Consider the following 13150-nt stretch of genomic DNA (forward strand, 5'->3'; position numbering starts at 1 on the left):
ATTACATAATTACTGCCAGAAAACGTAATGTCTTGCCATCGAGCGCTTTCATGCCATGTGGAAGTTTGGAATTGAAATAGATGCTGTCGCCTTGGTTGAGGATGATTTCTTTGCCTTCGATGTTGATAAGCATCCTGCCTTCGATGACCAGGTTGAACTCTTGTCCGGTGTGTTGGTTGTAGTGGATAGGTTCGTCGTCCCCTTTCGGTTCGACGGTAACGATGAACGGGTCGGCGGTGCGGTTCATGAAGCCCGATGCCAGTGACTGGTATTTGTAGGCTTTCGTACGTTCGATGCTGACGCCTTTGCCGGCACGGGTCACGAAATAACTGCTCATCTTAGGTTCTTCGCCGAACATCAGCGTGTCGAGTGAGACATTGTAGGTGCGCGCTATTTTTTGCAGCATACTGACGGAAATGTCATATTCTCCGGTCTCTGCACGGCGGTATTCTTCAGCAGAGATGTCGCTTTCGCGGGCAATGTCCTCAGAAGTCAGTTCCAGTACATCACGCAATCCGCGGAGGCGTTCTGCGATTTGTTTAATTTGGTCATTCATATTATTTGGTGATTAATTGTTTAGTGGTTAATTATTTATCAGTGATTTAGTTAGTGGTCAATCATTTATTTGGAGGCTTTCATGGCTTGGATAACGGCGGAGGTGAATCCGTTGTGTTCCAGTTCATTGATTCCTTTGATGGTGATTCCTCCCGGAGTGGTTACTTTGTCTATTTCCACACTGGGGTGGGTGTCGTTGTTTAGAATCAGTGCGGCTGCTCCTTTCAGTGACTGTGCTACCATGGTCATCGCATCCTTCGGACGGATTCCCATTTCGATGCCGGCTTGCATGGCTGCCTGAACGTATTTCAATACGTAAGCAATGCCGCAGGAGGCCAGTGCAGTGGCTGCCGCTATCTTATCTTCGGGAATAAGCATCACGGTTCCCATCTCGCTGAACAACCGGAGGATGAATTTGTCTTGTTCATCGTTCGTATTGCGGGCGGCAACAAGTGTCATGCTTTCCAGTTCGCTGATAGCGGTGTTGGGGATAAGGCGGAACATCGGCATTTCCGGTGCTACGACGTAATGCGCCAGTTCCTCGAAACTGATACCGGCAGCTACGGAGATGAGTATCTGTTTGCTTTTCAGTTTCAATTCGCGCATCACCGGTTCTATAAACCATGGTTTGACAGCAAGGATGACAATATCTGCACCTGTGGCAGCTTCCGCGTTATTGTTGGTGATAGAGATACCCGGAAATTCCATTTTCAGTTTCTCTAGTTTTCCGGCACTCGGATTGGACACGATGATATCCGCATCGTCTATCAGGCTTCCTTTTGCCAGGCCGCGAGCGATGGAACCGCCCATGTTTCCTGCACCGATGATAGCTATTTTCATATTACGCTTGTTTTTAATAAGTTGTCATAGGCAAAGGTAACGGTAAATTGCGAAAAAACAAAAAGCAGCCTGAATAAGAAATAAAATTCTGATAGAGGCTGCTTTTATCGTTGGCTGTTTATTATTAATCAAATGAGTGGTTAAAGTGCTTTCTTGAACCGTGCGAGGAACTCGTCTGCTTCTTCCATGCTGAGGCAGAGGGGCGGCAGAAGACGCAGTACGTTCGTGCCGCTTGCTCCCGTGAACACGTGTTCGTCATAGATGAGACGGCTGCGCAATTCCTTGATGGGTTCTTCGAATTCGAGTCCAATCATAAGCCCGCGTCCGCGCACTTCTTTGATTTGCGGGAATTTCTTCAACTCTTCCAGCAAGTAGTTGCCCACTTTCGCTGCGTTTTCTACCAGGTTTTCCTGTTCGATAACGTCCATTACGGCGAGGGCTGCCGAGCATGCCAGATGGTTTCCGCCGAAAGTGGTTCCTAGCTGTCCGTACACAGGCTTGAACATCGGACTGATAAGAACGCCCGCCATCGGGAAACCGTTGCCGATGCCTTTGGCTACGGTGATAATGTCCGGTCTGATGTCATTGTACTGGTGGGCGAAGAATTTGCCGCTACGTCCGTATCCGCTCTGAATCTCGTCGAGAATCAGGATAGTGCCCGTCTCGCTGCAAACTTTGCGGAGCTCCTGCATAAATTCGGTGGTCGGTATCTTGATGCCGCCTACCCCTTGTATTCCTTCAATGATAACGGCGCATGTGTCTCCTTCAGACAATTCCTGCTTCATCGCTTCCACGTCGTTGAGCGGGAGATAGGTGACATGACCGTTATTGTTGATAGGGGCGATGATGGAAGGATTATTGGTCGCTTCTACCGCCAGAGACGTCCGTCCGTGGAATGCCTTATTGAAGGAAACCACTTTGGTACGTCCGTTATAGAAAGAGGCCAGCTTCAAGGCGTTTTCGTTCGCTTCGGCTCCACTGTTAATCAGGAACAGGGTGTAGTCTTCGTAGCCGGAAATCTTTCCCAGCCGTTCGGCTACCTGTTGTTGCAGCTTGTTGATGACCGAGTTTGAGTAGAAACCAAGATTGGCTACCTGGTTGCTAATCATCTCTACATAGTGAGGGTGTGCATGTCCGATAGAGATAACGGCATGACCTCCGTAGAGGTCCAGATATTCCGTTCCGTTCTCATCCCATACTTTGCAACCGTTGCCCTTGACAATGTTGATGTTATATAAAGGATATACGTCGAATAATTTCATGATTCTTTGTTTTTAAAAGGCTGAAGGCTTCAGCCGCAGTCCCACCGTTTCTTCCAGATTGAACATCAGGTTCATGTTATGAACCGCCTGTCCGCTGGCGCCTTTCAGCAAGTTGTCGATACAGGAGATAATCAATAGCTTCTCACCGTGTTTCTCCAGATGTATCAGGCACTTATTAGTATTAACGACTTGTTTCAAGTCAATATTCTTCTCTACGATGTGTACAAAGGAGTCTTTTGCATAATATTCCTCATACATGCGGACGATTTCTTCCAGCGCTACTTTGGTTCTGACTACCATCGTGGCAAAGATACCGCGGGCGAAATCGCCACGGTATGGGATGAAGTCTATCTCCGCATCGAAGCTGTTTTGCAGCTGTTTCAGCGATTGCTTGATTTCCGGCACGTGCTGGTGCTCGAATGCTTTGTACACACTCATGTTGTTGTTTCTCCAACTGAAATGACTGGTGGCACCCGGTTTCACTCCGGCTCCCGTGCTTCCTGTGATGGCGTTTACCATTACATCGTCCGTCAGCATCAGGTTCTTGGCAAGCGGGAGCAGGCCGAGCTGGATGCAGGTGGCAAAACAGCCGGGGTTGGCTACGTGCTTTGCCGTACAGGTGGCGCGGCGGTTCAGTTCCGGCAGGCCGTAGATGAAGTCGTGGTCGTCGCTCTTGATGCGGTAGTCCATGGAGAGGTCGATAATCTTCAGTTCTTCCGGTATGTGGTGGCTTTCCATGAATTTCTTCGTATCGCCGTGGGCGGTGCAGAAAAAGAGGACGTCGATTTCGTCCAGAGGCAACTGGTCGGTGAATCTCAAGTCTGTTTCTCCGTACAAGCCTTCGTGTACGTCGGTGATTCTGTTTCCGGCATTGCTGCTGCTGTTGATAAATACGATTTCAGTCTCCGGATGGTTGAGCAGCAGACGGATTAGTTCGCCTGCCGTATATCCTGCGCCGCCGATGATTCCTGCTTTAATCATATCTCTTCGTCTTTGTGGTTGTTATAGTAAACGCGTAGCGGGGTAGAGGTCACTTTGATAAATCCTTTGGCGTCTTCGGCCGTCCAGCCTTTCTGCATTTCGCCGTATTCTCCGAATTTGGTTTTCACCAGGTCGTCTTCCGATTCCACGCCTACGGTAGAGAAGGAGAGCGGGCGGAGCTCGAGGATAGCCGTACCGTTCACGTTGCGCTGGCTTTCCTGCAACATGGCTTCGATGTCACGCATCACCGGTTCGAGGTATTGGCTTTCGTGGAGGAACATACCGTACCAGTTGGCCACCTGGTCTTTCCAGTATTGCTGCCATTTGCTCAGTGTATATTTCTCGAGGAAGCGATGGGCGCCGATAATCAGCATCGGGGCGGCTGCTTCGAATCCTACACGGCCTTTGATGCCGATAATGGTATCACCCACATGCATGTCACGGCCGATGCCGTAGGCCGCACCGATTTCTTCCACTTTCTGGATGGCTTTAATCGGGTCGTCAAACTTCTCGTCGTTGACGGCTTTCAGTTCGCCTTTCTCGAAGGTGAGGCGGAGCTGTTCGCTGCCTTCTTTTTCGACGTGTTTGAGGTAGGCGGTTTCGGGCAGTCCTTGTGCGGAGTCGAGGATTTCGCCGCCGCAGATGGACGTCCCCCACAGACCTACGTTGTACGAGTATTTCAGTTTGGTGAAGTCGGCGCTGAAACCATGTTTGTTCAGGTAATCAATTTCTTCCTGGCGGCTCAATGCCATGTCGCGGGTCAGTGTGATGATTTCCACATTGGGGGCCAACACGAGGAAGGTCATGTCGAAACGGATCTGGTCGTTGCCTGCTCCGGTGGAGCCGTGTGCGATGGCGTCCGCACCGATTTCGTTGGCATAGCGTGCGATGGCCAGTGCCTGGAAGATGCGTTCGGAGCTGACTGAAATAGGGTAAGTGCCGTTGCGCAACACATTTCCGAAAACCATGTATTTCAGGCTCTTCTCGTAGTATTCGCGGGTGACGTCCAGCGTCACGTATTCCGCTGCTCCCAGTTTGTAGGCGTTCTCTTCGTTTGTTTTCAGTTGTTCTTGGCTGAATCCGCCCGTATTGGCACAAGCTGCATATACTTCGTAGCCTTTTTCTTTGGCGAGGTACATGACGGTGAACGATGTGTCCAGTCCGCCGCTGAATGCCACCACTACTTTTTTCTTCTTTTCTTCCATAGTGCTGTATGTTTTTTTTAGATGTTATTTCTTTCTTGTTCCTTTTTGATGTTCCTCGGTTCTGCCGGGTCGTATAGCATGGCTGTGCAGATGCAGAACTTGCGGTTTTTCGCCACCAGGATGTCATGGTTGATGCATCCTTCGCACCCTTTCCAGAAGGCTTCGTCGTCCGTCAGTTCGTTGAAGGTGACGGGTACGTATCCCAGTTCCGTATTCATCTTCATCACGGCTGCTCCGGAGGTGAGGCTGAATATTTTCGCTTTCGGCCATCGGAGCCGTGCCAGTTGGAAAGAAGCCTGTTTGATGCGTTTTGCCAGTCCCAATCCGCGGAAGTCGGGATGAACAATCAGGCCGGAAGTGGCTACATATTGCTTGTTTCCCCATGATTCGATATAGGTGAATCCGGCAAACGTGTCGCCGCAAAGGGCGATGATTGCTTTGCCTTCTTTCATCTTTGTCGCTACGTATTCGTGTGTACGTTCTGCGATTCCTGTTCCTCGTACGGCGGCAGCATTTCTGATAGTTTCCAAAATAGTGTCAACGTAAACCTCATGCGAGGCGTCGGCTACCATAACATCTATTGGTTGAGTGTCCATTTTTTATATTATATAAATAGGTATGATTATTCGATATTGGGGATGATGACTGACAGGAGCTGGCGTATTTTGCTGATGCCGGTTCCTTCGCGCAGCACCAGCATGATGGTATCGTCGCCGGCAATGGTTCCCAGGATTTCGCCGAATTCGTGGTTGTCGATGTCATACGCCATGCTGCTGGCATAGCCGGGGCGGGTGCGGATGACGGCAATGTTGCCGGAAAACTGTAGGGAGATGAATCCGTTGTTGCGTAACATTTCGCCGGCACTCTGGTCGGTAGAGCGTTTATACATGATGTTGTTCGGCAGTACGTATACGTACTTTCCGTACATACCGGCGGCTTTGGCTACTTTCAGTTGTTTCAAGTCGCGCGAGAGGGTGGCCTGCGTCAGTTCGAAGCCTTCGCGGTTCAGCTCTTGCAGCAGTTCTTCCTGCGAACCGACTTCCTTGCTTGAGATTATCATTTTGATGGCGTCCAACCGATTTGCTTTCTTCTTCATTGCATAATTATTCTGATGATGGTGCAAAAGTATGCATTATTTTGGAGAAAAGATGCATAAAACCAAAGTTTTTTTGCATAAAAGTGATTTTTTCCCCGTTCGGTAAGGCCGACTCGGGGGGACGGGGGATTGGGACGGAAACTGCGGGGGCTGTTATCAAAGGCGTTGCGCTTTGCGCTCATACGTCGAAGGTGGTTTTTTCTTTCATAAAGAGGTGTTCTTCTTTTCGTAAGGAGGTGTTTTTCTTTTCGTAAAGACGAGTTTTTCTTTTCCATTCATGAGGAAATGCATCGGTGGGCCGGAAAAAATGTTTGGTGGTATGCCATTGACGGGCGGCTGAATCCGTGGTGAAATAAACGTTAAGCTGTGCATAAAGAATATTAATTATTCATCCCGTATAGATATGGCTGTTGTAATGTATTTTTTCCGTCCGGCGCTGCTCCTTTCTCTCATTTTCCTCTCATCTTCGTATCCCCTTCGTTTCCCCTTCGTTCCCTCTTCGTTCTAGGTAATCATTATTATTTACAAAAAAACGGCTAAATATACTTTCGAAATGTAACGAGAATATAACTTAATAGGGACTTGAAGGGCGTATGTATAACAGATGTTAAAGAGATGCTGATAAGGCACTCTGTAGATGTGTCCGCATTTTTCCGTTCCCGTATCCGGCATGGTTTAACGTTTGGTAACGAAAGTGCCCGTGCGTTGCCAAACCATTTGCCGCACCGATTCGTTGAATTGTCAAACAAGCGCTTGGATAGTTATTACGAGCCGGCTTACTTCTCCCTCACCTTCCTCCGGGAACTTGACCGATAGACTTAAACAGACTCCATTGTTAAATTTAAAAACTTAGAATCATGGCAAAAGGTAATACCCTGAGAGGTAAATTCACAGGAAGAATCGGAGAAGACGTTTTCTACGTACGGGACGGTGAACAAATCGTCCGCAACTACACCCCGGGAAGTTTGATAAAAGACCCGAAAACCCCGGAACAGATGGCCGTACGCACGCGGTGGGCCAACATCGTCAACATGTATAAAAGCTTCAACGGCACGCTGAAGGATTGTTTCGAAACGAAACGCCGCGGGCAGAGTGACTACAACCGCTTCGTGAGCATGAACATGCAGATGCCCCCTGTCTTCCTCACCCGTCAGGAGGTGGAACTGGGAGTCTGCATCGCCGCCGACTATTACATATCGCAAGGCTCGCTGCCTTCCATCGGCGTGACGGGCACTGACGAAACGGCCTACACCAACATCAGCCTGGGAGACCTGAAGATAGACGAGACGACGACGATTGCACAGTTTGCCCGTGCCGTGGTGGAAAATAACGTCGAATACAACTATTACGACCAAATCAGTTACTTTTCAGCCCTACAGCTCACCTCGCCCGACGGCATGCCTTACGTACGCGGCACACAGACGCGCATCAACCTCAACCCCACGGATACGACGACGCTGCTCTCCATCGCTCCTTCGTACGGATTCTCCACCACCGACGGATTTCTCGGTCACGGAGAGTACGTCGGACAAGGCGCCTTCGGATGGGTACACTCCCGACGCTCGTCCAATCGCGTCCTCGTCTCCTCGCAACAGCTCATCGCCAACAACGCCCTGCTGCCGCAATACACCTCCTCCGTGGCGGAAGAAGAGGCCATGCAGTCATATGGCGTCAAGGCGGGCATCTTCATCAAGCCTGACAAACTGAGCGGAGGCAGCGGAAACACCGAACAGGTCACCGTGCCGCCCACGGTGAACATCGTCAACATCGACGGGAAAGCGCGCCAGCCGGGCGACCCGCGCTTTGCCTGCGGACCGACCGTAGCCATCCACCTCACCGGAAACAACCTGAATGCGATTACCAACCTACAGCTTGCCTACGCCGCCGGAAGCCATCAGAGCGCAACGACTACCGTGGACGCCACCATCGCCGCAGGAGCCACGCCCACGCAGCTGGAAGCTACCGTCGAAGTGCCTGCCGGAAGCTATTGCGACAGGCTCATTGCCGACGGAGTGGAAATCATCGCCTTCAGCCAGGAAGCGCCCGACCCCGCCGCATGACGACGCGCCACTGGCCTCAGTATGATATTATAATGCTGCCTGCCTGTCGGCAGGCAGCATCATGTCTGAATTTAATGTATAATGTCAAAATACACATCCTTTCCATCAAAAAGCATAAGGAAAGGGAGCAGAAAACCGCCTACCTTTGCCATGTAGGTAAATGGATACCTTAAATATATAGACAGAATACCATGAAACAAAACTTTTTTGCAGTCGACCTGGGCGCAACAAGCGGCCGTACAATCTTAGCAACCTTCACCGAAGGCGGACTAAACCTCGAAGAGATTAACCGTTTTCCCAACCACCTGATTGAAGTGGGCGGACATTTCTACTGGGATATCTATGCATTATACCGTCACATCATCGACGGATTGAAGCAGGTGGCTCATCGTGGCGAATCCATAGCTTCTATCGGAATTGATACGTGGGGAGTGGATTTTGTATGCATCGGAAAAGACGGAAACCTCCTCCGTCAGCCCTACGCCTATCGTGACCCCCATACGGCGGGTGCACCCGAAGCCCTTTTCGCCCGCATCCCGCGTAGCGAAGTATATGCCAAAACGGGCATTCAGATTATGAATTTTAATTCACTTTTCCAACTGGATACGTTACGCCGCAACCGCGACAGCGCACTGGAGGCGGCAGATAAAATACTGTTCATGCCCGATGCATTAAGCTATATGCTGACCGGAGAGATGGTGACGGAATACACAATCGCCTCGACAGCACAGCTCGTAAACGCCCGGACACGTCGGCTGGAACCGGAACTGCTGAAAGCAGTCGGCCTGAGCGAAAAGAATTTCGGACGCTTTGTGTTCCCCGGCGAAAAGGTGGGAGTATTGACGGAAGAAGCGCAAAAGATAACCGGACTGGGGGCAATCCCCGTCATTGCCGTAGCCGGACATGACACCGGTTCGGCCGTGGCTGCCGTTCCGGCACTCGATCGTAACTTTGCCTATTTGAGCAGCGGGACCTGGTCGTTGATGGGAGTTGAAACGGATGCTCCGGTGATTAATGCCGAAACGGAAGCGTTGAACTTCACCAACGAAGGCGGTGTGGAAGGCACCATCCGCCTGTTGAAGAATATCTGCGGAATGTGGCTGCTGGAACGTTGCCGCCTGAATTGGGGAGATACAAGCTACCCCGAATTAATCAGCGAGGCGGATGCTTGCGAGCCGTTCCGTAGCCTGATTAATCCGGACGACGATTGTTTCGCCAATCCTGCGGATATGGAAAAAGCCATTGCCGAATATTGCCGGGCTACCGCACAGGCAGTACCCGAGAAACGCGGACAAGTGGTGCGTTGCATCTTTGAAAGTTTGGCTTTGCGTTATCGCCAGGTGTTGGAGAACTTACGTTCGCTTTCTCCTCGTCCGATTGAGACCCTACACGTGATTGGCGGCGGCAGCCGTAATGACTTGCTGAATCAGTTTACAGCCAATGCGACAGGAATCCCCGTAGTCGCCGGCCCGTCCGAAGCTACCGCTATCGGCAATGTGATGATTCAGGCGATGGCGGCAGGCGAAGCGACGGACGTTGCCGGCATGCGACAGCTGATCAACCGCTCCATCCCCTTGAAAACCTACCGGCCGCAAGATACGGAAGCCTGGGACGCGGCTTATATCCATTTCAAGAATTGCGTCCGATAATGCATCGGACAACCGACAGAATAATCATTCATTCATTTAAACTAATATAGAATATCATGAAAAAGGAAGAACTGATTCAGAAAGCGTATGAGATTGCTGCCGAACGCTATGCGGCAGTAGGTGTAGACACCGAACAAGTGTTGAAAACGATGCAGGATTTTCATCTGTCACTCCACTGCTGGCAGGCCGACGACGTTGCGGGATTCGAAGTACAGGCCGGCTCGCTGACCGGAGGTATCCAAGCTACCGGCAACTATCCGGGCAAGGCCCGCAACATCGACGAACTGCGTGCCGACATCTTGAAAGCCGCCTCTTATATCCCGGGCACTCACCGCCTCAACCTGCACGAAATCTATGGAGATTTCCAGGGCAAGGTGGTAGACCGCGACCAGGTGGAACCGGAACACTTCAAGAGCTGGATTGAATGGGGTAAAGAACACAACATGAAGCTCGACTTCAACTCTACCTCTTTCTCGCATCCGAAATCGGGCGACTTGTCTCTTTCTAACCCCGATGAAGGCATCCGTCAGTTCTGGATTGAACATACCAAACGTTGCCGTGCCGTTGCAGAAGCGATGGGCGAGGCACAGGGAGACCCGTGTATCATGAATCTTTGGGTGCACGACGGAAGCAAGGATATCACGGTGAACCGCATGAAATATCGTGCATTGCTGAAAGATTCTCTGGACCAAATCTTCGCCACCGAATATAAGAATATGAAGGATTGCATCGAATCTAAAGTGTTCGGTATCGGTCTGGAAAGCTATACAGTGGGGTCCAACGACTTCTATATCGGTTATGGCGCTTCTCGCAACAAGATGATTACGCTGGATACCGGTCATTTCCACCCCACGGAAAGTGTGGCCGACAAAGTCTCCTCACTGTTGCTTTATGTGCCCGAATTGATGTTGCACGTAAGCCGCCCCGTCCGTTGGGATTCGGACCACGTTACTATCATGGACGACCCGACCATGGAACTCTTCCAGGAAATCGTCCGCTGCGGTGCTCTGGACCGTGTACATTATGGTCTCGACTACTTCGACGCATCTATCAACCGTATCGGCGCATACGTAATCGGTAGCCGTGCCGCACAGAAATGTATGACCCGTGCTCTGCTCGAACCCATCGCCAAGTTGCGCGAATACGAAGCCAACGGACAGGGATTCCAGCGTCTGGCGCTGCTCGAAGAAGCAAAAGCGCTGCCTTGGAATGCAGTTTGGGATATGTTCTGCTTGAAGAACAACGTTCCGGTAGGTGAAGATTTCATCGCGGAAATCGAAAAGTACGAAGCCGAAGTAACTTCTAAACGATAAGGTATGGAAATCTTAATCGGCTTGTTGATTATAGCCATCGGTAGCTTTTGCCAGTCCAGCTCTTATGTACCTATCAAGAAGGTAAAAGAATGGAGCTGGGAAAGCTTCTGGTTGATACAAGGTGTGTTTGCCTGGCTGGTGTTCCCGTTCCTGGGCTCACTGCTGGGCGTACCCCAAGGGGGCAGTCTGCCCGGCTTGTGGGGAGCGGGAGGTGTCGGAATGAGCATCTTTTATGGTATATTGTGGGGAGTAGGAGGGTTGACTTTCGGACTTTCCATGCGCTATCTGGGTGTTGCGCTCGGACAGAGTATCTCATTGGGCACTTGTGCCGGTTTCGGAACCCTTCTTCCGGCGCTCTTTGCCGGTACAAACCTGTTCGCAGGCAACGGACTGATTCTTTTGCTGGGTGTTTGCATCACGTTGGCTGGTATTGCTATTATCGGGTATGCCGGCAGCCTGCGTGCACAAAACATGAGCGAAGAGGAAAAACGCGCTGCCGTAAAAGACTTTGCATTGACAAAAGGCTTGCTGGTAGCACTCCTGGCTGGTGTCATGAGTGCCTGCTTTGCTTTGGGGCTGGATGCGGGAACACCTATCAAGGAAGCCGCCTTGGCTGGGGGAGTGGAAGGACTTTATGCCGGTCTGCCGGTTATCTTCCTGGTTACGCTTGGAGGCTTCCTGACAAATGCAGCTTATTGTCTGCAACAGAATGTGGCTAACAAAACGATGGGCGACTATGCCAAAGGAAAAGTGTGGGGCAATAATCTGGTGTTCTGTGCGTTGGCAGGCGTACTATGGTATATGCAGTTCTTCGGATTGGAGATGGGCAAGAGCTTCCTCACCGAAAGCCCGGTGTTGCTGGCTTTCTCCTGGTGTATCCTGATGGCATTGAATGTAACCTTCAGTAATGTTTGGGGAATAATTCTGAAAGAATGGAAAGGGGTGTCCACCAAGACTATCACTGTGCTGATAGCTGGTCTGATTGTCCTTGTCTTCTCTTTGGTGTTCCCAAATTTGTTCTAAAAAAATCAAGAACGGATTACACGGGTTACGCAGTTTTTTTATAACTTGCGGCAAAACCCGTGTAATCCGTGCCTAATTTAAAAAAATATATATATAATGAAATCAATTTTAGAGAATCGTCCGGCACTTGCCAAGGAAGTAAACAAGGTAGCGGAAGTTGCCGGATACTTGTGGCAGAAAGGATGGGCCGAACGTAATGGTGGCAATATCACTGTCAATATCACAGAGTTTGTAGACGATGAAATCCGTCAGATGGAGCCGATCAGCGAAGTAAAGCCTATCGGTGTGACGCTTCCTTATCTGAAAGGCTGCTATTTCTACTGCAAGGGAACTAATAAACGCATGCGTGATTTGGCCCGCCGGCCGATGGAAAACGGTTCGGTAATCCGTATTCTGGATGACTGTGCCAGCTATGTGATTATTGCGGATGAAGCCGTAGCCCCGACATCGGAATTGCCTTCCCACTTGAGCGTACACAATGACCTGTTGAGAAAAAACTCTCCTTATAAAGCATCTGTACACACACACCCGATTGAGCTGATTGCCATGACACATTGTCCGAAGTTCCTGGAAAAAGATGTGGCCACCAATCTGTTGTGGAGTATGATTCCCGAAACAAAGGCATTCTGCCCGCGTGGTCTGGGTATCATTCCTTATAAGTTGCCCAGTTCGGTAGAACTGGCGGAAGCTACCATCAAGGAATTGCAGGACTATGATGTCGTGATGTGGGAGAAACATGGCGTATTTGCAGTGGATTGTGATGCTATGCAGGCATTCGACCAGATTGATGTACTCAATAAGTCGGCTCTGATTTATATTGCAGCCAAGAATATGGGCTTCGAACCGGATGGCATGAGTCAGGAACAGATGAAAGAAATGTCAGTAGCTTTCAATCTTCCTAAATAATATTTGTACGCCAGTCGTCGAATTTGGGAGTGGACACTGCCGGAATGAGTGAAGCGGAAGGTGTGAAGGCGGCTATTGAAGCAGTAAAAGCCCTTTCCCTTAGCATCGGCATCCCTCAGAAACTGCATGAAATCAATGTGAAGGAGGAGGATATTCCTGCATTGGCAGTGGCGGCTTTCAATGATGTTTGTACGGGTGGTAATCCTCGTCCTACTTCGGTAGCAGATATCGAAGCTATATATCGCAAAGCTTTCTAAAAG

At 50.2% G+C, this 13150-nt stretch carries 12 protein-coding genes and 1 pseudogene; 6 read left to right on the top strand and 7 right to left on the bottom strand.

Features of this window, described 5'->3' with window-relative positions:
* Position 1 precedes the first annotated feature (1 nt).
* The 7 genes from A4V03_RS00805 to A4V03_RS00835 form a co-directional block, all read right to left on the bottom strand.
* On the bottom strand, positions 2–556 hold the full coding sequence (locus A4V03_RS00805; protein WP_024987825.1) for a helix-turn-helix domain-containing protein: 555 nt from the start codon (positions 554–556) through the stop codon (positions 2–4).
* A 65-nt stretch (positions 557–621) separates the two neighbouring features.
* Positions 622–1395: a pyrroline-5-carboxylate reductase gene (gene proC / locus A4V03_RS00810; RefSeq protein WP_065537584.1), complete on the bottom strand. Its 774-nt coding sequence runs from the start codon at positions 1393–1395 to the stop codon at positions 622–624.
* Between the two features lie 140 nt (positions 1396–1535).
* Positions 1536–2657 (bottom strand): aspartate aminotransferase family protein, encoded by a 1122-nt coding sequence (locus A4V03_RS00815; protein ID WP_065537585.1) that lies wholly within the window; start codon positions 2655–2657, stop codon positions 1536–1538.
* Positions 2658–2669: 12 nt separating this feature from the next.
* Complete coding sequence (argC, locus tag A4V03_RS00820) at positions 2670–3638, bottom strand: N-acetyl-gamma-glutamyl-phosphate reductase (protein ID WP_065537586.1); 969 nt, start codon at positions 3636–3638, stop codon at positions 2670–2672.
* Positions 3635–4843 carry an argininosuccinate synthase gene (locus tag A4V03_RS00825; protein WP_065537587.1) on the bottom strand — a complete coding sequence of 403 codons (1209 nt, stop codon included), beginning with the start codon at positions 4841–4843 and terminating at the stop codon, positions 3635–3637. Before A4V03_RS00825 ends, argC begins: the two co-directional genes overlap by 4 nt.
* Before the next feature lie 17 nt (positions 4844–4860).
* Positions 4861–5439 carry a GNAT family N-acetyltransferase gene (locus A4V03_RS00830; RefSeq protein ID WP_065537588.1) on the bottom strand — a complete coding sequence of 193 codons (579 nt, stop codon included), beginning with the start codon at positions 5437–5439 and terminating at the stop codon, positions 4861–4863.
* A gap of 26 nt (positions 5440–5465) precedes the next feature.
* Positions 5466–5939 (bottom strand): arginine repressor, encoded by a 474-nt coding sequence (locus tag A4V03_RS00835; protein ID WP_065537589.1) that lies wholly within the window; start codon positions 5937–5939, stop codon positions 5466–5468.
* Between the two features lie 857 nt (positions 5940–6796).
* On the opposite strand from A4V03_RS00835, the gene A4V03_RS00840 reads away from it, so the two are divergent.
* The 6 genes and pseudogenes from A4V03_RS00840 to A4V03_RS00865 all read left to right on the top strand — a co-directional run.
* Positions 6797–7999, top strand: coding sequence for a hypothetical protein (locus tag A4V03_RS00840; protein ID WP_065537590.1), 1203 nt, complete (start codon positions 6797–6799; stop codon positions 7997–7999).
* 191 nt (positions 8000–8190) lie between these two features.
* Positions 8191–9648, top strand: coding sequence for a rhamnulokinase (rhaB, locus tag A4V03_RS00845; RefSeq protein WP_065537591.1), 1458 nt, complete (start codon positions 8191–8193; stop codon positions 9646–9648).
* A gap of 56 nt (positions 9649–9704) precedes the next feature.
* A complete protein-coding gene (locus tag A4V03_RS00850; RefSeq protein ID WP_065537592.1) occupies positions 9705–10961 on the top strand; it encodes an L-rhamnose isomerase in 1257 nt (418 codons plus the stop codon).
* A 3-nt stretch (positions 10962–10964) separates the two neighbouring features.
* Entirely contained in the window at positions 10965–11984 is a 1020-nt protein-coding gene (gene rhaT, locus A4V03_RS00855; protein ID WP_065537593.1) for an L-rhamnose/proton symporter RhaT, read from the top strand.
* Between the two features lie 96 nt (positions 11985–12080).
* Positions 12081–12890: a rhamnulose-1-phosphate aldolase gene (gene rhaD / locus A4V03_RS00860; protein WP_065537594.1), complete on the top strand. Its 810-nt coding sequence runs from the start codon at positions 12081–12083 to the stop codon at positions 12888–12890.
* Between the two features lie 26 nt (positions 12891–12916).
* Positions 12917–13147 (top strand): annotated as a pseudogene (locus A4V03_RS00865) (lactaldehyde reductase); the annotation flags it as partial.
* Between the last annotated feature and the right edge of the window lie 3 nt (positions 13148–13150).

This window comes from Bacteroides caecimuris (assembly GCF_001688725.2).
GTDB lineage: Bacteria > Bacteroidota > Bacteroidia > Bacteroidales > Bacteroidaceae > Bacteroides > Bacteroides caecimuris.